The organism is Aliinostoc sp. HNIBRCY26 (assembly GCF_050235535.1).
In the GTDB taxonomy this organism is placed as follows: Bacteria; Cyanobacteriota; Cyanobacteriia; order Cyanobacteriales; family Nostocaceae; genus Trichormus.
Window position 1 is genome coordinate 3,115,576 of the sequence record NZ_CP189852.1, and the last position, 21,250, is coordinate 3,136,825.

15 protein-coding genes and 3 rRNA genes are annotated in these 21,250 nt (G+C 41.7%); 9 read left to right on the forward strand and 9 right to left on the reverse strand.

Features of this window, described 5'->3' with window-relative positions; all coding sequences use genetic code 11:
* Positions 1-38: 38 nt before the first annotated feature.
* Positions 39-983, reverse strand: coding sequence for a cysteine synthase A (gene cysK, locus ACQFX9_RS13300; protein WP_427162436.1), 945 nt, complete (start codon positions 981-983; stop codon positions 39-41).
* 976 nt (positions 984-1,959) lie between these two features.
* Between cysK and ACQFX9_RS13305 the strand changes: the two genes are divergently transcribed.
* The 8 genes from ACQFX9_RS13305 (at position 1,960) to rrf (ending at position 9,835) form a co-directional block, all read left to right on the forward strand.
* A complete protein-coding gene (locus ACQFX9_RS13305; protein ID WP_427162437.1) occupies positions 1,960-2,379 on the forward strand; it encodes a hypothetical protein in 420 nt (139 codons plus the stop codon).
* 91 nt (positions 2,380-2,470) lie between these two features.
* Entirely contained in the window at positions 2,471-2,761 is a 291-nt protein-coding gene (locus ACQFX9_RS13310) for a hypothetical protein (RefSeq protein ID WP_427162438.1), read from the forward strand.
* Between the two features lie 2 nt (positions 2,762-2,763).
* Entirely contained in the window at positions 2,764-3,075 is a 312-nt protein-coding gene (locus ACQFX9_RS13315; protein ID WP_427162439.1) for a hypothetical protein, read from the forward strand.
* Positions 3,076-3,276: 201 nt separating this feature from the next.
* Positions 3,277-3,639 (forward strand): hypothetical protein, encoded by a 363-nt coding sequence (locus tag ACQFX9_RS13320; RefSeq protein WP_427162440.1) that lies wholly within the window; start codon positions 3,277-3,279, stop codon positions 3,637-3,639.
* A gap of 554 nt (positions 3,640-4,193) precedes the next feature.
* On the forward strand, positions 4,194-4,565 hold the full coding sequence (locus ACQFX9_RS13325) for a hypothetical protein (RefSeq protein WP_103140875.1): 372 nt from the start codon (positions 4,194-4,196) through the stop codon (positions 4,563-4,565).
* Positions 4,566-4,984: 419 nt separating this feature from the next.
* Positions 4,985-6,472, forward strand: a 16S ribosomal RNA gene (locus tag ACQFX9_RS13330).
* Between the two features lie 315 nt (positions 6,473-6,787).
* Positions 6,788-9,611, forward strand: a 23S ribosomal RNA gene (locus tag ACQFX9_RS13335).
* A 106-nt stretch (positions 9,612-9,717) separates the two neighbouring features.
* Positions 9,718-9,835: ribosomal RNA gene (rrf, locus tag ACQFX9_RS13340) — 5S ribosomal RNA — on the forward strand.
* The 16S, 23S and 5S rRNA genes sit together here, the layout of an rRNA operon.
* Positions 9,836-9,916: 81 nt before the next feature.
* Here the strand turns inward: rrf and ACQFX9_RS13345 are convergent.
* A complete protein-coding gene (locus ACQFX9_RS13345) occupies positions 9,917-10,906 on the reverse strand; it encodes an ADP-ribosylglycohydrolase family protein (RefSeq protein ID WP_427162441.1) in 990 nt (329 codons plus the stop codon).
* A gap of 507 nt (positions 10,907-11,413) precedes the next feature.
* On the opposite strand from ACQFX9_RS13345, the gene dnaK reads away from it, so the two are divergent.
* Entirely contained in the window at positions 11,414-13,309 is a 1,896-nt protein-coding gene (dnaK, locus tag ACQFX9_RS13350) for a molecular chaperone DnaK (RefSeq protein ID WP_427162442.1), read from the forward strand.
* Between the two features lie 173 nt (positions 13,310-13,482).
* Here the strand turns inward: dnaK and ACQFX9_RS13355 are convergent, their stop codons facing one another.
* The 7 genes from ACQFX9_RS13355 to ACQFX9_RS13385 form a co-directional block, all read right to left on the reverse strand.
* On the reverse strand, positions 13,483-14,355 hold the full coding sequence (locus ACQFX9_RS13355; protein WP_427162443.1) for an STM4011 family radical SAM protein: 873 nt from the start codon (positions 14,353-14,355) through the stop codon (positions 13,483-13,485).
* A gap of 122 nt (positions 14,356-14,477) precedes the next feature.
* Entirely contained in the window at positions 14,478-15,596 is a 1,119-nt protein-coding gene (locus tag ACQFX9_RS13360) for an ankyrin repeat domain-containing protein (protein ID WP_427162444.1), read from the reverse strand.
* A 20-nt stretch (positions 15,597-15,616) separates the two neighbouring features.
* Positions 15,617-17,014: an STM4012 family radical SAM protein gene (locus tag ACQFX9_RS13365; RefSeq protein WP_427162445.1), complete on the reverse strand. Its 1,398-nt coding sequence runs from the start codon at positions 17,012-17,014 to the stop codon at positions 15,617-15,619.
* Positions 17,015-17,029: 15 nt separating this feature from the next.
* Positions 17,030-17,827 carry an STM4013/SEN3800 family hydrolase gene (locus ACQFX9_RS13370; RefSeq protein WP_427162446.1) on the reverse strand — a complete coding sequence of 266 codons (798 nt, stop codon included), beginning with the start codon at positions 17,825-17,827 and terminating at the stop codon, positions 17,030-17,032.
* Position 17,828: 1 nt separating this feature from the next.
* Positions 17,829-19,028 (reverse strand): STM4014 family protein, encoded by a 1,200-nt coding sequence (locus ACQFX9_RS13375; RefSeq protein ID WP_427162447.1) that lies wholly within the window; start codon positions 19,026-19,028, stop codon positions 17,829-17,831.
* Positions 19,029-19,042: 14 nt separating this feature from the next.
* Positions 19,043-19,990 carry an STM4015 family protein gene (locus tag ACQFX9_RS13380; RefSeq protein ID WP_427162448.1) on the reverse strand — a complete coding sequence of 316 codons (948 nt, stop codon included), beginning with the start codon at positions 19,988-19,990 and terminating at the stop codon, positions 19,043-19,045.
* Positions 19,990-21,198: a WD40 repeat domain-containing protein gene (locus tag ACQFX9_RS13385; RefSeq protein WP_427162449.1), complete on the reverse strand. Its 1,209-nt coding sequence runs from the start codon at positions 21,196-21,198 to the stop codon at positions 19,990-19,992. Before ACQFX9_RS13385 ends, ACQFX9_RS13380 begins: the two co-directional genes overlap by 1 nt.
* Positions 21,199-21,250: the final 52 nt, after the last annotated feature.

A 21,250-nucleotide genomic window follows, 5' to 3' on the forward strand; every position in this document is an offset into this window, starting at 1 on the left:
TAAATCATTCCCAATACCCAATCCCCAGTCCCCAACCCCTAATCAATAGTCACATTTTGAAACATCGGTGTACTCAAATAGCGTTCACCAAAAGAAGGCTGAATCATCACGATCAGCTTTCCTTGATTTTCTGGACGTTTACCGACTTGAATAGCTGCACACAAAGCCGCACCAGAGGAAATACCGGAAAGTAAGCCTTCTTCTTTGGCTAAACGCCGTCCATAACTCATGGCTTGGTCGTCGCTGACTCTAATCACCTCATCTACCAATTCCAAACGCAAAACATCAGGAACAAAGCCTGCGCCAATCCCTTGAATTTTATGTGAACCTGCTTCACCACCGGAGAGGACAGGACTGTTGCTAGGTTCAACTGCGATCGCCTGAAAACTAGGTTTACGTTGTTTAATTACCTCTGCAATCCCCGTAATCGTTCCTCCAGTTCCCACCCCTGCAATTACTATATCTACTTCGCCGTCTGTATCCGTCCAAATTTCTTCGGCGGTAGTTTCTCTGTGAATTTTCGGGTTAGCTGGATTGCGGAATTGTTGCAGCATATAAGCATTAGGTGTGTTGGCTGCAATCTCTTCGGCTTTGCGAATTGCACCTTTCATTCCTTCCGTACCTGGTGTTAATTCTAAAGTCGCACCATAGGCTTTGAGCATCGCCCGTCTTTCTTGACTCATGGTTTCTGGCATAGTCAAAATTAACTGATAACCACGGGCTGCCGCTACCATTGCCAAAGCAATTCCCGTGTTTCCCGAAGTCGGTTCTACTAAAATCGTTTTTCCTGGTGTAATTAAACCCTCTGCTTCCGCCGAAAGAATCATACTAACTCCAATTCGGTCTTTTACAGAAGCAGCCGGATTCATGCTTTCTAATTTGACCACTATTCTGGCCACTACTCCCTCAGTTTGAGGAATTTTATTTAATTGCACTAGAGGAGTTCTACCAATAAGTTCAGTTACATCCTGCGCGATTCGCATGAAATTACTCCCAAAAAATTATATTTAGAGATATTTACAATACTCAGCTTATAACAATGAGCTTAGATGTATTGAATTTATTGATAGGTCTATGTGTGAGTGTGAGGAATGTAATCTCACTAAAGCACAGTGTCAGTAAATAAAAAAGCTATTTAATGACATTTATTTAATAATTATTTTTTTAGGATTTTTTAGTGACTTAAGCTACATTTTTGTTCCAAAATATAATTAAGCCTATAGTCTCAAAGCAGATGATTTTACTAAATAAATCTCACAAACAATAATTTTTTAACCATATTTTTAATATTGATAATAAGTACAGATATCTTAACTTATTTGCTGAAAATTAATGTTATTTTATCCTTGGTTGATATATCATACTCACCAATTAAATAGATTTTGCTTGAGTACAATTTTTTGAGCTAAACTACTCAAGCTAAATTACCTTGAACTATCAGCCCAAGTAGCTTTGCATCTAATTATATAAATACCAGAACCCCATCTGCTTAATGCTAGTACCTCTTCCCGAAAATACTAGTACCCTTACCCCAAATTATTTTTGTGATCCTTACTGTGTAATCATTTGAGAACTTGAGTGCAAAATTAATAAATTTAATAATCTTGATCTGTTCCTCATAAACTATGGGCAGAAACTGCAACTGATATAAAACTTATAGGATTTACGCAGAGATTCCCCTCTACCCCCCGAAATTCAATGGGTAAAACCAGAGAACAAGGGGGGACTTCTTAATCACAATAAAGTGATTGAGTTAACTGCGATCGACAAATTAATCCATTTCTGATAAAGCTGAGACTTCATATGTAATCTCAGGTATTAGCAGCTTGCTCTTATGATTTTTCTGTATTTTTAGCATCTTTATTATCCAAATTATATCTCGATTTTATGACTATTAACGTATGAAATTATTACGATATTTAATTTTCTAGTGCTAACTACCTAGCAAGGGGAGCTTAGATGAAACCTAAACTGTTAAATGTTCTCACAGTTTGTCTAGTTGCTTTAGCAGTCATATCTCCTGGGCTAGTAGTATTGAGTTTAGTTTGGGAAAAACACACAGAGTTCGTTAGAACACAGAAATTCAGCCCTGACATTAATAAAATTAGTCCAATCAATTCTCAATCAAGTAGTGATCATAAATCATCTTTATCTCAAATTGTTACCCCACTACCTCCTCATCAAAATATGAATCAAGTGGTAACTATTATCGACACTTATAAACTTGCTATTATCATTCAATGGTTTATTGTCTTAATTCCTATTCTTGTCGGCTTGGGAATCACTATTCATGATCGATATATTGTGTACCGAGCATCGATTTTAAAAGAACAGGTGGAAATGTTAGAAAGACTTTGGCAGCAAAGTATAGAGCAATAAACTCTTTATCCAAAAATCATCAATTTTCAACTAGATGTTGAGTTTTTTCTAGACGTTAAGTTATTTACATCATTATTGAGGAAAAATTCCCATGAGCGAACTAACAGAATCACGTCAAACTTCCTACTTCAGCCTAATTGATGAATTGTTACAATGTCCCAATGGTCAAGAACCAGAAATTCTAGAAGCTCATAAGGATTTAATTGATGCTAATTTTGTAGAAACAATTGTACAAGTAGCAACTGCATTTGCCCATCAGGGTAATCAGGACGGCTCAAAGTTTTTGTTTTTTCTAGCTCGTCAATTAGCAAAGAATTTAGGGCTATATCCTGATCTTCAACAATCTGCAACAATTGATTCTGAAGCTGCAAATCAGGAGTAATTATGCTACTTACTGCAACTGATGCTGGACACATAGCATTAGAATTTTTGTTGGCAGACTGGAATATTTTAGAAGAATACAGGGATTGGTTTGCTATTTTAAATTCACGCCTAGTAGGTGAGACTTGGTATATTGTCGAATTAGCAGTACCTGGATTTCCTGACCGATGGTATATTCAAGTATACGACACAGGCGAGTGTGATCCTAATTATACTTTCAAGTCACCACTCAATGGTTCTGATGGATTTTTAGACTTAGGAAATGTCCCTGAAATTATAGCCGAGGTCTTAGTGTCAGAGCGGAAATCCAGATAGTAAATTTGCAGTGCATATCAGAAGTTTTTCGTCATTGAAAATCAAGAATAAATACTAATCTGTCAAGATTATTGAATTGTTGAGATGTAAGGAATGAAAATCACATCTCAATTTTTATATTTTAAGTACATTTTTATTTTAAATAAATTAACTATTGTTGTCATAATCATATAACAAATATGTGTTATATTAAATGCAGTGATGGACGCTACAAAAATATCAATTGCAATGATTGCGGAAGATATATTAGCTAAAGAATTCACAAGAGTTGTCACTCAATATTACCCAAAAATTGGGGAACTATTAGACGGGTGTTATGTGAAAGTCATCACCTGTTTTTGGGGACGACCTGCCAGACGCTTGCAATATATAGGCATTTATTGTTCTGATGATATGCTTCCTCATGTGCAAGCACACAAAGAAATACTGCGAGAACTAGCAGAAAATATGGGGTTAGTACAAGTAGTTTGCATGAATGCTAAACGATTATTGCGAGATCCGTTGTCAAAGCTTAGAGATAGTGACCCACGTTTATGGTTGGAGTTGCAAATGGTAGCGAGATAGAGGCATTTGGTATAAACAGTACCTGATGTTTCAGATTCTAGCTTGTCTGTACAACTCTGCTCACATATCCAAATTATGATGACCCAATAGCATCCGTCTCTAAGTATCCCTGTATCTTAATTGTCTATACATCTTCTGCTGTATGGACATGACAGAAGAAGAGCAGCAAAAATCGAGCCTCAAATAACTTAGTGGTGTGGAGAATTTCATTTTGACGCGCCTTCGTCTGTGTAGAAGAAAGCTACAATAAATCGTTCAGGTCAGCAAGGTCATTCTTTATCAGCTATAAATTCAGCCAGACATTACCAGCTAATTCAGTAAAATCCAGGCACAATGGTTCTACCGTCCATAAAGTCATTGCGTGGAACCAAGTTTAGGTAAAGACCAGTTAAATTGAAAACTTCATCATTTGGCGATGTAGTTAAATCTCAGAAGTAAAATCCTCAATTTCAAGACGAATTACATCTAGGTACATTAGCGTTAGAACCTACCTTATTGACTAATTAGAAGAATCATGAGAGTTGGCCGCGCTACAACCAAGAGGTTAGAAAATTATGTCTAAAATAAACCAGCTTCCTCCTGATGATTTGCCACCCACTGGGGTGACAAAAGAGGACGGAATGCTGCATCTAGAACTTGAACAGTCTATTGGCAGATGCTTTTATCTGGCTTGCGATCGCATAACTCAAGCACTATTATCCAGCTGCCAGTGGTATCTCACCAAAAAAGACACAATGTTAATGCTAGTGATTGACTGTCCTGATATCGTCTCCTACTGGCACATAGTCAGCAACATTCCACAACTAGGTAATAGGCTAGAAAGATTTACTACTAATGCCAAGATTCGCGTTTACCCTCCTTTCGGTAAGGGTGGCCCATTGGAAATTAGTGTCAACGAAATTTCTGCCTATCGAGATTGGTTATAGATTGCTAAATAATCTTGTTGGCATCATTACACCCAGTTTTTTAGGACAAGACTGGGTTTTTTGCTCTCTAAACTTTATAAACACAAGCAATTACTGCGGTTCAATAAGGATAACAAAATATTTTACTTAAGCCATAACTCTTGTCTGACACGCTTTTTAGCCACCTTAATAGTTTTAGCAAGCAGTCAAAGAAAAATTATTAGGCAAACCCCTTGACGGGGATAAAAAAGTTCGCTAACCTAGGTAAAGTGATGAGTCGAGAGCGACCGCACACTGAACCGAGAAAAAAGAATACTTTGAAAGCGAAGCACAAACCAATCCTCGTCAAACAAATTGGTTTTGGGACTTCCCAAAGACTTTAAAAATTATAGCAAGGAAAACTGAAGGTTAGACTTTCAGTGAAAAACTCCGAGAATAACAAAACGGAGAGTTTGATCCTGGCTCAGGATGAACGCTGGCGGTATGCTTAACACATGCAAGTCGAACGGTCACTTAGGTGATAGTGGCGGACGGGTGAGTAACGCGTGAGAATCTAGCTCTAGGTCGGGGACAACCACTGGAAACGGTGGCTAATACCGGATGTGCCGGAAGGTAAAAGATTTATTGCCTAGAGATGAGCTCGCGTCTGATTAGCTAGTTGGTGTGGTAAGAGCGCACCAAGGCGACGATCAGTAGCTGGTCTGAGAGGATGATCAGCCACACTGGGACTGAGACACGGCCCAGACTCCTACGGGAGGCAGCAGTGGGGAATTTTCCGCAATGGGCGAAAGCCTGACGGAGCAATACCGCGTGAGGGAGGAAGGCTCTTGGGTTGTAAACCTCTTTTCTCAAGGAATAAGAACTGAAGGTACTTGAGGAATAAGCATCGGCTAACTCCGTGCCAGCAGCCGCGGTAATACGGAGGATGCAAGCGTTATCCGGAATGATTGGGCGTAAAGGGTCCGCAGGTGGCATTGTGTGTCTGCTGTTAAAGAGTGAGGCTCAACCTCATAAAAGCAGTGGAAACTACAAAGCTAGAGTGCGTTCGGGGTAGCAGGAATTCCTGGTGTAGCGGTGAAATGCGTAGAGATCAGGAAGAACACCGGTGGCGAAAGCGTGCTACTAGGCCGTAACTGACACTGAGGGACGAAAGCTAGGGGAGCGAATGGGATTAGATACCCCAGTAGTCCTAGCCGTAAACGATGGATACTAGGCGTGGCTTGTATCGACCCGAGCCGTGCCGGAGCTAACGCGTTAAGTATCCCGCCTGGGGAGTACGCACGCAAGTGTGAAACTCAAAGGAATTGACGGGGGCCCGCACAAGCGGTGGAGTATGTGGTTTAATTCGATGCAACGCGAAGAACCTTACCAAGACTTGACATGTCGCGAATCCTTCTGAAAGGAAGGAGTGCCTTAGGGAGCGCGAACACAGGTGGTGCATGGCTGTCGTCAGCTCGTGTCGTGAGATGTTGGGTTAAGTCCCGCAACGAGCGCAACCCTCGTTTTTAGTTGCCAGCATTAAGTTGGGCACTCTAGAGAGACTGCCGGTGACAAACCGGAGGAAGGTGGGGATGACGTCAAGTCAGCATGCCCCTTACGTCTTGGGCTACACACGTACTACAATGCTACGGACAAAGGGCAGCTACACAGCGATGTGATGCAAATCCAAGAAACCGTAGCTCAGTTCAGATCGAAGGCTGCAACTCGCCTTCGTGAAGGAGGAATCGCTAGTAATTGCAGGTCAGCATACTGCAGTGAATTCGTTCCCGGGCCTTGTACACACCGCCCGTCACACCATGGAAGCTGGTCACGCCCGAAGTCATTACCTCAACCTTTCGAGGAGGGGGATGCCTAAGGTAGGACTGGTGACTGGGGTGAAGTCGTAACAAGGTAGCCGTACCGGAAGGTGTGGCTGGATCACCTCCTTTTAGGGAGACCTACCCAAATCAGAAATCGAAAGCCGAAAGCTGGAAGTGAAAGGCGAAAAACCAAAAGCGAAAAGCTAAAAGCAAATAGAGACTGAGATGGTCTACTCTAGGTCGGTCGAGATTGGTGAAAGCTTTCAAAGTATTACTATTCCGGTTTAAAAATAAAAAGAGAAAGAATCAGCAACTAACTCTTGTTAGACTGCTGAGGGAACTCAGCCAGAACCTTGAAAACTGCATAGAAACGCGATTAGAGCAGGCAGACACAAGTATTGGAAAGATATAAAGTGTTTGCAGGATAGAAACCAATTGTGAAGTGGTCAAGCGAATAAGAGCTAATGGTGGATACCTAGGCACACAGAGGCGAAGAAGGACGTGGTTACCGACGAAATACTCCGGGGAGTTGGAAGCAAACTATGAGCCGGAGGTGTCCGAATGGGGCAACCCTGAATACTACCTGTTGAATATATAGACAGGAAAGAGCCAACCCAGCGAACTGAAACATCTTAGTAGCTGGAGGAAAAGAAATCAAAAGAGATTCCCTAAGTAGTGGTGAGCGAAAGGGGAAGAGCCTAAACCAGTCGGTTTACTGACTGGGGTAGTGGGACAGCAAAAACGAATCGCTAAGGTTAGACGAAGCATTGAAAAGATGCACCAGAGAAAGTGAGAGTCTTGTAGTCGAAAACCAAAGGATAGGAGCTGAATCCCGAGTAGCATGGGGCACGAGGAATCCCATGTGAATCAGCGAGGACCATCTCGTAAGGCTAAATACTACTGTGTGACCGATAGAGAACAAGTACCGCGAGGGAAAGGTGAAAAGAACCCCGAAAGGGGAGTGAAATAGAACATGAAACCATAAGCTTACAAGCAGTGGGAGTCCGATTAAACGGATGACCGCGTGCCTGTTGAAGAATGAGCCGGCGAGTTATAGGTACTGGTAGGTTAAAGCGTTAGAAGCTGGAGCCAAAGGGAAACCGAGTCTGAAGAGGGCGATAATCAGTAGTTATAGACCCGAACCCTGGTGATCTAACCATGTCCAGGATGAAGCTTGGGTAACACCAAGTGGAGGTCCGAACCGACCGATGTTGAAAAATCGGCGGATGAGGTGTGGTTAGGGGTGAAATGCCAATCGAACCAGGAGCTAGCTGGTTCTCCCCGAAATGTGTTGAGGCGCAGCGGTAATGATTAAATCTAGGGGGTAAAGCACTGTTTCGGTGCGGGCTGGGAGACCGGTACCAAATCGAGACAAACTCAGAATACCTAGAGAACACATTGCCAGTGAGACAGTGGGGGATAAGCTTCATTGTCAAGAGGGAAACAGCCCAGACCACCAGCTAAGGTCCCCAAATCATTGCTAAGTGATAAAGGAGGTGAGATTGCAAAGACAACTAGGAGGTTTGCCTAGAAGCAGCCACCCTTGAAAGAGTGCGTAATAGCTCACTAGTCAAGCGATCTTGCGCCGAAAATGAACGGGGCTAAGCAATGTACCGAAGCTGTGGGATTACTAATAATAATCGGTAGGGGAGCGTTCTATATGGGGTGAAGCACTAGCGGCAAGCAGGTGTGGACTGTATAGAAGTGAGAATGTCGGCTTGAGTAGCGCAAACATTGGTGAGAATCCAATGCCCCGAAACCCTAAGGGTTCCAGAGCCAGGTTCGTCCACTCTGGGTTAGTCGGGACCTAAGGCGAGGCCGAAAGGCGTAGTCGATGGACACAGGGTCAACAATCCCTGACTAATGTACGGGAGCATTGCTAGGGACGCATGAAAGATAGCTACACCCTGATTGGTTTGGGAGGAGTTTACGAACTCCGAGTAGTGAAGGATAGTGCCAAGAAAAGCTAGTAATGTGATGAACGTAGATTACCCGTACCCGAAACCGACACAGGTAGGGAGGTTGAGAATACCAAGGGGCGCGAGATAACTCTCTCTAAGGAACTCGGCAAAATGGCCCCGTAACTTCGGAAGAAGGGGTGCCCACGAAAGTGGGTCGCAGTGAAGAGATCCAGGCGACTGTTTACCAAAAACACAGGTCTCCGCAAACTCGTAAGAGGAAGTATGGGGGCTGACGCCTGCCCAGTGCCGGAAGGTTAAGGAAGTTGGTCAGTGGTAACATGAAGCTGACGACCGAAGCCCCGGTGAACGGCGGCCGTAACTATAACGGTCCTAAGGTAGCGAAATTCCTTGTCGGGTAAGTTCCGACCCGCACGAAAGGCGTAACGATCTGGATGGTGTCTCAGAGAGAGACTCGGCGAAATAGGAATGTCTGTGAAGATACGGACTGCCTGCACCTGGACAGAAAGACCCTATGAAGCTTTACTGTAGCCTGGAATTGTGTCCGGGCTTCGCTTGCGCAGGATAGGTGGGAGACGATGAACTTTTCCTTGTGGGGAGAAGGGAGTCAACGGTGAGATACCACTCTGGCGAAGCTAGGATTCTAACTTACTACCGTTATCCGGTAGAAGGACAGTTTCAGGTGGGCAGTTTGACTGGGGCGGTCGCCTCCTAAAAGGTAACGGAGGCGCGCAAAGGTTCCCTCAGCACGCTTGGAAACCGTGCGGCGAGTGTAAAGGCATAAAGGGAGCTTGACTGCAAGACCGACAAGTCGAGCAGGTACGAAAGTAGGCCTTAGTGATCCGACGGCGCAGAGTGGAATGGCCGTCGCTCAACGGATAAAAGTTACTCTAGGGATAACAGGCTGATCTCCCCCAAGAGTCCACATCGACGGGGAGGTTTGGCACCTCGATGTCGGCTCATCGCAACCTGGGGCGGAAGTACGTCCCAAGGGTTGGGCTGTTCGCCCATTAAAGCGGTACGTGAGCTGGGTTCAGAACGTCGTGAGACAGTTCGGTCCATATCCGGTGCAGGCGTTAGAACATTGAGAGGAGCCTTCCTTAGTACGAGAGGACCGGGAAGGACGCACCGCTGGTGTACCAGTTATTGTACCAACAGTAGACGCTGGGTAGCCAAGTGCGGAGCGGATAACCGCTGAAAGCATCTAAGTGGGAAGCCCACCTCAAGATGAGTGTTCTCATCACTTTAAGTGAGTAAGGTCACGGGCAGAACACCCGTTCATAGGCGGTAGGTGGAAGTGCAGTAATGTATGTAGCCGAGCCGTGCTAATAGACCGAGGGCTTGACCTCTAAAATTGGTAAATCGCGTTTCTTGCAGTCTTCAGGGTCTCTGTACCCTCGAATTTAAACTTCTTGATTCTTTTTTGAATTTTGAATTTTGAATTTTGAATTCTTTCCTGGTGTCTATGGCGCGGTGGAACCACTCTGACCCCTTCCCGAACTCAGTTGTGAAACGCTGCTGCGGCTACGATAGTTTGAGGGTCGCCTCCTGCTACAATCGCTCGTCGCCAGGTTCTTTTATCCAAAAAAGCTCTTACACACCGTGTGTAGGGGCTTTTTTGTCCTGTCATAATCTCTAGTTCTTATAAATGAATTCAATCCCAATGGTTGCCTAATGCGGCTATTTGTTCGCGATATTCGATACGATTAACCCAATCTTCAGGCCAAGCTGACATCCCTAAATAAGCCCCAGAAAAAGCTCCAGTCAAACAAGCAATGGAATCAGAATCGCCTGCTGTGACGGCTGCACGATGCAGTGCGGCTAATGGTTGTTCGGGGAAGAATAAGAAACATAAAAGTCCTGTGGCGAATGCTTCCTCGGCTATCCAACCCTCACCTGTGGCTAAACAGGGGTCAGTTTCAAGGTTGGGGTTAACTAAGGCGGTGTTCAGTCTGTCTAAAATGGCTAAACATTCATCCCAACCACGACTAATAAATTCCTCTGGGGTATTGATATAGGGTTGTTGCCACAAATCACCCAACCACTCAGCATGGTAGATTAAGCGTTGACTTAAAGCATATTCATACAGTTGAGTGGGTAAATCTTGAGGTCTACATCCTTGAATGAGAAAAGCGATCGCAGTTGCAGTTAAATCTGAAGCCGCCAATGCTGTAGGATGACCGTGGGTAAGTGCAGCTTGAAATTGGGCAATAGCTGCTTGCTTTATTTTGTCTAGTTGCAACAAACCCACAGGTGCAACCCGCATATTTGCACCACAACCTTTAGAATTCTTTCTGGTGGCCTGTTGCCAAGGTATTTCTGTTTCTAGCTCTTGACAAGACCTTAAACAAGTTAGACCAGGGGCGCGATTATTATCGGAACTGTGTAACCATTCGATAAACGCATTTCTGAAGGTGGCTTCTAAATTAGATACATTCAAATTTGTTTCAGCTTTAATTAATGCCTGCCCTACTGCTAACATCATTTGAGTATCATCAGTCACCAGTGCGGGATTGCCTGAAATTTCTTGTGGCCCATGCGGTGGAAAGCGACGGCAAATTTCCTCTACTGTTAAAAATTCTGTAGCAGCACCCAAAGCATCGCCAAAAGCCAATCCGAACAAACATCCAGAAGCACGACGCATAATAAATTCAAAATTCAAAAAATTTAATACTACGTAGAATACTTGATAAAAATCAAACTATACAAAGGAGAACCAAACAGATAGTATCACTTTCCCCCTGCCCCCTGCTACCTGCTATCTTCCCAAGATTACCCGTAGATTCTCTGCCACAAGTAAGTAATTTACTGCTCAAGACGGCAAACACCACTTTAGCATTACGGTTCACCCTAATTACTCAAGGTATTAATTCTCATAAATTAGACAGAGTAAAAGCAGTTTAATCAATGAACCAACTAGAAACATACTTTAAAATTAACCGACCCATCCATTGTTCGGGAAACCACCCTTCATGGACTGGCTACATAAGCTCAGTATATATATCAGCGTAACTTGGGTTTGTAACTCCAAGAAAACCAACAAAAAGGTGAGCAATGCTGAACTAACTGCTTTTTCATCTAGTTGGTTCAAAGATTAAGTCCTTTATATTCCCATTCATTCATTTGTAGTTATACGGAGCCAGCACCTAAAATGGCAAAAGTAGTTGGAATTGACTTAGGTACAACTAACTCCTGCGTCGCAGTAATGGAAGGTGGTACACCCACGGTTATTGCTAACGCTGAAGGGTTTCGCACCACTCCCTCAGTAGTAGCGTTTGCGAAAAATGGCGACACCTTGGTAGGACAAATCGCCAAGCGTCAAGCAGTGATGAACCCAGAAAACACTTTCTATTCTGTAAAGCGTTTTATCGGTCGTCGCTTTGATGAAGTTACCAACGAAGCTACCGAGGTTTCTTACAAAGTCCTCAGCAGTGGTGGTAATGTCAAGTTAGATTCCTCTGGTAAACAGTTTGCTCCAGAAGAAATTTCTGCGAAAGTTCTCCGTAAATTAGTAGAAGACGCAAGCAAATATCTCGGCGAAACCGTTACCCAAGCAGTAATCACCGTTCCCGCCTACTTCAACGACTCCCAACGCCAAGCCACCAAGGACGCTGGTAAAATTGCTGGGATTGAAGTATTACGGATTATCAACGAACCGACAGCAGCTTCTCTAGCTTACGGTTTTGACAGAAAGAGCAATGAAACTATCCTAGTATTTGACTTGGGTGGTGGTACATTCGACGTATCTGTTCTGGAAGTAGGGGACGGCGTGTTTGAAGTATTGTCTACCTCTGGTGATACCCACCTTGGTGGTGACGACTTCGATAAAAAAATCGTTGATTACTTAGCTGAACAGTTCAGAAAAGACGAAGGTATCGACCTCCGCAAAGACAAGCAAGCTCTGCAACGTTTAACAGAAGCGGCTGAAAAAGCGAAAATTGAGCTTTCTAGCGTTACCCAAGCGGAAATTAACCTCCCCTTTATCACCGCTACCCAGGATGGGCCAAAACACCTGGATATGACCTTGACTCGCGCCAAGTTTGAAGAATTATGCTCAGACTTGATTGACCGTTGTCGTATTCCTGTGGAAAATGCGCTACGGGATGCTAAGTTAGGTAAAAATGATATTGATGAAGTTGTATTAGTGGGTGGTTCTACCCGTATCCCCGCAGTACAACAACTAGTGAAAAACCTACTTGGTAAAGACCCCAACCAAAGTGTTAACCCTGATGAAGTTGTAGCTGTCGGTGCAGCAATTCAAGCTGGGGTATTGTCTGGTGATGTTACAGGTATCTTGTTGTTAGACGTAACACCACTTTCCTTGGGTGTAGAAACCTTGGGTGGTGTAATGACCAAGATTATTCCTCGCAACACCACAATTCCTACCAAAAAATCAGAAGTCTTCTCTACAGCCGTGGATGGTCAAACCAACGTAGAAATTCACGTCCTCCAAGGTGAGAGAGAATTTGCTAACGATAACAAGAGTTTAGGCACTTTCCGTTTAGATGGTATTCCTCCTGCACCCCGTGGTGTACCTCAAATCGAAGTTACCTTCGATATTGACGCTAACGGTATCTTAAACGTCACCGCTAAAGATAAAGGTACTGGTAAGGAACAATCAATTAGTATTACTGGTGCTTCTACCTTAGATAAGAGCGACGTTGAGCGCATGGTGCGTGAAGCCGAACAAAATGCCTCTTCCGACAAAGAACGTCGTGAGAAGATTGAACGCAAGAATCAAGCTGATTCTTTAGCTTACCAAGCTGAAAAACAACTGCAAGAACTAGGTGATAAAGTTCCTGAAGCCGACAAGACTAAAGTTGAAGGTTTGGTGAAAGAACTGCGGGAAGCTGTGGCGAAGGAAGACGACGAGCAAATCAAGAAGCTGACACCAGAATTGCAACAGGCGTTGTTTGCAGTTGGTAGCAATATCTATCAACAAGCTGGTGGTGCTGCTCCTGGTGCTGCTCCTGGTGATGGTGGTGCTACTCCTCCTAGTGATGGTGGTGATGATGTCATCGATGCTGATTTCACTGAAAGCAAGTAAGTGCAGAATAGAAAGTCAGGATTAGTTTAGTATCAATATGAAAGACCCAGTTTAGATAATAGACTGGGTTTTTTCAATTGAAGGCGAACACGGTAGAGATATTTTCTTGTTTCGCCCAGAGGCGCATTCGTGTAGCGTCTCGTAGAGAAGACGCAAAGAAAGACGCGCTATGATTATGACTTTTGCAAGAGGTGAACCCAATTATCGGGAATCCTTTCTAAAAGTCCAGAACCAAAAACTTGATTCATGTTTAAGTAATCAAGATGGACATAACCAATATGACAATGACAAGTTTGGTTAGTACAAGATTGGTCAGATAAAGCTGTTTCCCACTCAGAATTGTAAATATTACCAATTGGTGATTTAATAAAATGACAACGACGCATTGTCCCATCGCCATCAACAGAAATTACTGATTTTCCAGCCCGACAAGAATGACCAAAGCTAGGATAATGTTTGGTATTTAATTCATATAATGGGTCGATAGATTGGAAAAACTCTCTGTCTGCTGGTGATAAATTGGGGATTTCAGCTTTGACAGCATTAATCCACAGATAAACTTGATTTGGTAATTCTTGACGTAAAGCGGCGATTTCTGATTTAAACTTGGGAAAGCCCACAACTCCGACGCTAAATTTAACATTTTGGTAGTTTAATTGAAGGCATTTGGATAAAAAGCGATCGCGTGATACCCATTCTGAGTGAAAAGTAGCCCAAAGTGCCAATTTATCTCGATTACATTCCTCTACCCAATCTAGCTGACAAGAGAGATTAGTTTGAATTGCTGCCTTATTAACATTGGGTAGATTAGTTAATTCTATCAATGCTTGCTGATACCAAGAATGGATTAAAGCTTCTCCCCAAGGAGTAAAGAGAATTGAAAATTGATGTTGGGGATGTTGGGAAATCCAATTGACAAACTTTTCTAAAGATTGTTTATCAATTGCTAATTCTGCGGCTGTTTGTTGGCGTTTAGCAAAGGGACAATATTCACAGCCGTAGTTGCAACTGATTAAAGAGCCGCGATAAAGGATGGTGAGGTGCATATTAGTTGAAAGATGAAAAATACCCGTTTTGAATTTCTAAATTATTCGGCTACTGTGCAGTAGCGATCGCCTATTATAAATTAAGTTGTTTTTAAGAATTATTTGTATTTATTCATTAGCTATTAATCTCCGTAATGGTAATCTATTGCTCCATATTCCTGGAGTGTATTGACAATTTCTTTATACAAATTTCGTCGTTTATTATTAAAAATAGAATTGTTATATTTGTTTAATGCAATGTGAAGAGGAGATTCACCTGAACGAGATATTTTATTGATATTTGCTCCGTTAATAACGAGTAACTCTACTACTTCTAAATTTCCCAACTCAATTGCTCTATGCAATGGTGCTTGTCCGAAAGAACTATCTAAAATATCTATTTCTGCACCATTTGATATCAAAAGTTCTGCAACTTCTCTACTGTTGTTTGCAGCCGCATGATGCAAAGGAGTTCCTGTATTTATTTGTGTATTTACATCTTCACTTCTTAATATCAAAAATTTTGCAACTTCTGTACTGTTATCAGATGCTGCATAATGTAGCAAGGCTATCTTTTCGTCAGCATTGAGAAAATCTTTTCCTCTATCAATCATGAATTCCACTACAGAACAGTGATCTCTCTTTACAGCCTTACGTAATGGAGTTTCACCCTTGCTATCTTTAACATTATGATCTGCATTATTTTCTATTAAAAATTCTACAGTATCTCTTTGTCCATTAAGTGATGCTAAATGGAGTAATGATAAACCCGAATTACATCTTTTGTGAATGTTACCTCCTTGAGATAAGTAGGCTCTGATTGTATCTATATCTCCATAAAAAGCCGCTAAATGAACTCCCACTATTGCACCATGCTGTATTAGTGCTTCTATGACATCGTGATGCTGGTTAATTGTTGCAGCTAGAAGAGGATTAAAAGTATCATCTTCTTCAATTCCTAGATTAACATCCGCACCATATCTAATTAAAATTTCTACAATTTCTCTGTGTCCTTGTGCAGCCGCATAATAAATTGGTGTGGGACTATTAATCATTTTACGTAAATTCGGATCTATACCCTTATCTAACAGCTTTTTAATTTTTTCAACATCTCCTTTTTCTGCTGCGTAGTGTATGCGTCCACGAGAATCTGTCAAAATCTCTAATAGCATACCCAGCATTAACCAAGTAATTGCAAAGTAACACCACCAATAGAAATATTTATCACTCAATTCTTCTCCACTAATCACAATTGCCAACATATAGATAATTTAAGAATCTACTATTTCAACTCATAACCTTGCATTAATTCCTGAACTTTCTCAGAAAATAACCACGCGCCGATAGTATCAGAACGTTCAATACCAAATTCAGTTAAGTGTAAACTATCTTCATCTTTTATCGCCAAATTTAAACTTAGCAATTCTGCAAGTTCGGGAAAATCAGCGTTTACTTCACTAGCAAATCGCTGGCGATAATTAACAAAATTTAATCCTTCATCAGAAAGTAAAGATAATAAAATATATCGCCGACGTTGTTCTTCTGCATCTAGTTGAAAACCATAGTGCGCGTATTCAAATAACTCATCGGGTGTTTGAATGTATGCTTGCAAAATCTCGCTGATTCCCTTTGCACCCACCGCATACTCATTAGAATAGTGCAGAGTATTGGTGTAAGAACGTGCGCCGCAACCTAAACCAATCATACCGTCGGCTTGACAGCAGTAGACGGGGGAGGGGGAGGGGAAAGTGTGGGGAGTGTGGGGAGATGGGGGAGAAAAATTGCTACCTTGTCCCCCTTCCACTCGTCGAAACATCCGCATGGAAACTTGAGTATACCCTTCAGACAACAGGGGCGATCGCCCTTCGCGGTAACAAGCTAAACGAATATCGTCCCATTCTTTATCTGTGCGTCCCAAACCTGTTAACGGCCGTACATACAAGGGATATAGATAAATTTCCTCTGGTTGAAAGCGCAAGGCACTATGTATTGATTGCAACCAAGTATTGACAGTTTGACCGGGTAAACCGTAAATCAAATCAATATTCAAAGTGGGAAATCCAGCTTGTTTTATCCTTGTCAATGCGGCTTCTACTTGAGTATTAGATTGACGACGCTGGGTTGCTAAGACTTCCGACTCAATGAAACTTTGGACACCAATACTAACACGATCTACAGAGTGCGATCGCAATAACTTTAACTTTTCCTCAGTTGCGGTTTCTGGTGAAACTTCCACAGAAATGGGAATTTCCTGTAACTTTGCACCCATCGTATTTTCAGCAATATCGAGAATAGTTGCGAGATGCTGAATGGGTAACTGAGTCGGAGTTCCCCCACCAATAGCGAACCTTGCAAATGACGCATCACCCAACACCGCTTTCATCCGTTGCGCCTGTCGCTGTAATGTGCGGACATATTGACTGATAAAATCTTCATTGTGGCTAACTGTGGTAAACAAATTGCAGAAACCACAACGCATTTCACAAAACGGTATATGTATATAGAGAAATAACGCTTGTCTATCTTGCTGCGTCCAAAGTTCGGGGAGATATATTGGTGGCGTGAAAGGACGATAAGCTGTTTTGTGGGGATAAGAATAAACGTATGCTTGATAGGGAGACTGAGAGATTTTAGATTTTAGATTTTGGATTTTAGATTGAGGATTTTCGGTTTTAATCATAAATTTCCAAGGTTTTTATAAAATAAACTCTGTATATGGAACAGTCCAAACAACGGGATGGCTGAGTCGATGTCCAGTGTAACCATCTTCACCATAAGTTGTCCCGTGGTCGGAACAGAGAATGCAAAATGTAGAATGTCTTTGGCGTATAATATTCCAGAGTTTTGCTAATTGACTATCTACATATTCCAAAGCTGCGGCGTGAGATTCAATGGTATCGATTTTATCCTTAGCATTGGGAAGGTAAAAGTAATTTGGTTGATGCAAAGCTGAAATATTTATAAATAAAAATAAGCGTTGATTATTTGGCGTTTTTTCTAAAATCTCTCGCGCCAGATTTACCTGATTTTCTGTAGATTTTGGGTGAGTAACACCTAACTCTGGACTCCAGTAACTTTCAGCAAACATCGAAGGAAATACATTACCTAAAGGATTACGTTTGTTAAAAAACCCTACACCACCAATGCAAACTGTATGATATCCCTTAGCAGCTAATCCGCTAACAATATTTGAGCCATCTAACACACAAGTTTTATCAGTTGTGGTGGTACTTCCTTCAAATCCTAATGCAAAAATTCGGGGGTGAATTCCCGGCGTTATCGGAGTAGGTAAAAAGCCAGCGAAAAAAGCATGATGCGCGGCGTAAGTGAAATTTCCTGGTGAATGTCGTTCTTCCCAACCTGTGTTTATAACTTTTTCTAAATTAGGAGTCCGTTTTTCAAGCAGTAATTTTTTAGCTACATCGTAACGCAGTGTATCTAGAGTAATAAATAAAATATCGTGATTTCCGACAATTTCATTCATATTAAACATATTAAAAATTTCTCTTTATTCTCTGTGTTCTATGCGCCTCTGCGGTTCGTTCCAAAACTGTCTTAACTTCACTCGTATAAGTATCCATCCCATTAAATGAAATTCCTGGTAATAAATCGCCAAAAGCATTAATCTCTAAAATCGCGTGAGTTTTCCAATCTGGTAAAATTAGTAAATCAACTCCGCCATACAAACTATCAGGAAATAACGCTGCTGCTTGTTCGCAAGTTCGCTTCATAATCTCCCAATTTTCTGCATCAATTTTTGCTAAAAATTCCTCCGTATCTCCCCGTTCATTTCCTAAATGTAAATTTGTCATCGGACTTTTACCCAGGCGAAAAACTATATGTTGTGCTTCACCATTAATCACCACTACACGCACATCAAAACCGCATCCTTGTAAATGTGCTTTGGGTAGCCATTCTTCAACTTGTACGCCTTCTGCTGTTAAGATATTGATGATATCGGCGATTTCTTCATGGCGAGTATAGTGACTAATTTTCCGGGAGTTGTAAAGTAGAGTTTCGCCATTTTCTCGCACTCGTTCGACGGTGGTAATAGCTGATTCAAAACGGGAATTTGCGCGATAAGCAACAACTCCAGAAGCGGCGGAACCGTGGGAAAGTTTGACGAATACTCTTTCTATTCCCTGGGTTTGCATTTGTTCGCGCAAGTGTTCGTAATTATGAATTTTTCCTAGAGAACGAGGAACGGGGATATTGTGAAGACTGAATCTTTCATGACAAGCTGGTTTGTCAAACATCACTGCGATGTCTTGGGGATGGTTCATGAAGTACCCCACCCCCAACCCCTCCCCGCAAGCGAGGAGGGGAGTAAAGAGGGTTTCCCATTTTTGCAGGAGATATCGCCAGCCTAAATACCACTGTCGCGGATAGAGGATGCGTCCTTTGTCGAATTCTAATTCCATAGCTTCGCCAGGACTGATGCGTTGATGTTCTCCGTTATCTGATACATTGAAACCTGCGGCGATGATGGCTTTATCGATATCAAAGTTTTTCTCAGGAGAATCGAAGCGGATAATCGTGTTGGGTGCGTTGAATTGTGCGAGGCTTTGTTTACCGGAAATTAAATCGGCGTAATCTACTACGGTTGCTGGTGGTAAGTTGAAATGAGTTAGTGCTTGTTGGAGAAAACCGACACGGCGATTTTCAGGGTTAGCGATGAGGATAAAGTTTAGCATTTTTTGATATATTTTTATTCATACAAAGCACAGTATCGTGATTCGCTACAACCCCTATCTACTTCACTTTCCTGTGCATCTGCAATTACCTGACAGTTAAGTTGTAACAATCGTTGAACCATACCTTCTGATACACAATTATTAGAAATATTGAGGGTATGAAGCTGATTGATTGCTGGACAGTTTAACAAAGCCTGTGCGCTGCTTAAATTACCCATTGATAAATCCAGCACTAAAAGGCGTTCCATAATTGGTGACTTCACTATTTCCTCTGCAAGTAAATCAGTAAATTCGCTGCTACGAAGTCCTAAATAAGCCAAGTTAGGGAATTTTTCACCACTTAAAATTGGTGCTAATACATCCATAACAAATGTTGAGTGACTTAGCTGTCTACCAAGCCATAATTCTAGGTATTCTAAATTTGGTAATTCTAAAGCACAAATTTGAGCAAAATTATCACAATTAATATCTGCTGTTTCTATAATCAGTGTTTTGAGATTTTCATGCTTACAAGATTCGCATTCTAAGAGGTACTGATAAAATTGACCTCTTACTTTTAGTAGTTGCAGGTTAGGAAATGCTTCTAAAATTGGGCGAATATCGAAAACTGCGAGTTTAGATTTGCGATATTCATGTTGTTCTGTATCTCCGATAAATAATGCTCGCAGATTTGGCAGTTGTTCACAAGCATCACAGATGGCTTCTAAGACAATTCCAAATGAGGTATTGTCATTAGAGTAACTATATCCTATGTGACAAATCAAGGCTTGAAGTTGACTAATTTGCGTATCTTGTAAGAGCCTATTAAAATGTTCTAAATTTAGACTTCGACTGCGATTTTCTGTTGGAAACTGAATTGCATACGCATAATTTTTAGGCTCGGTAATACCAAGTTGAGGATTAAATTCTTGATATTTCCAGTTTTCTAGTTGAATAAAAAACTGATTATAACTCTCTGACATTAAAACCTCCATACCTTGACTTTGTGATCTACACCACCGCTTACCAATGTTTGCCCATCGGGACTAAGTGCTAATGAACGAATCGCGCCTGTATGTGCTGGAAATGAAAATATTTTCTTACCTGAAGTTATATCCCAAACTTTAATATTTTGGTCGCCAGCAGTTAAAAAAGTTTGACTGTTGGGACTGAATACGATAGAACGCACCCAGTCAGCATGACCATAAAAAGAAAATAATTGTTTTCCAGTTTGCATATCCCAAATTTTGATTCTTTGGTCGCTACCACTAACCAAATAACGCCCATTGGGACTAATTGCTAGGGAACGAATTTGCTGTGAATGTCCTTGAATTTTCCAAATTTCACGTCTAGAATTTATGTCCCAAATTCTAATATTTTTATCTTCGCCTCCACTGATTAACAATTTGCCATCAGGAGATATACAAAGAGCATATATTGAGCGAGAATGCCCTTCTAAAGTAGCAATTTCCTCACTCCAATTCCACTGCCAAATTCTAATACTTCCATTACCATCAGCACTAAAAAAGTTTTCTCCGTTAGGGTGTATAGCTAGAGCATAAATTACAGTTGAATGTTTGCTTAATTTACCCAGATATTTACCCTTACTTATATCCCAAAGCATAATAGCTTTATCTGCACCAGCACTAACCATCTTTTGTCCATCAGGACTGATAGCTATCCAATTAATATCTCCAGCGTGATGATGATTAAAGCGCAAATCAAATTTTTCTTCTCCTGTTTCTAAATTCCAGACTTTTGGGGAATTGATACTTTGATGACGGTTATCACCAGCACCACATACCAAGGTTTTACTATCTGGGCTAATAGCTAAAGAATGAACTTGTGGATAATATGCTTGTAATGTCAAATCGCACCTAAAAAACTCGTAAATATTAAAGTCTTGCAGTGCTTTTTTGACGGATGGTTCAGGACGCAATCGCAAAATATTATAAGCTGATAATTTCACCTGTCCCGACTTATTTTTTAAGGCTTGAATCACTATCTCTAAACCCACATCGCCATAATTTAACGCTTCAGAAAGCGCAGAGATTTGCGCCTCAACTACCCCACTTTGCAACCGATTTTGCACCCCCTCAAGCCCTCCTAAAACTACACCACTGACAGGAGGCGGTAGTTCTCCACCAAGCACTGCATCAAATTCTCTGGGTTGATTTGGATTGTTATTCATCTTGGGTTTTACTGATTTTTAAAATATCTGCGACGCATCAAACCTATGTATG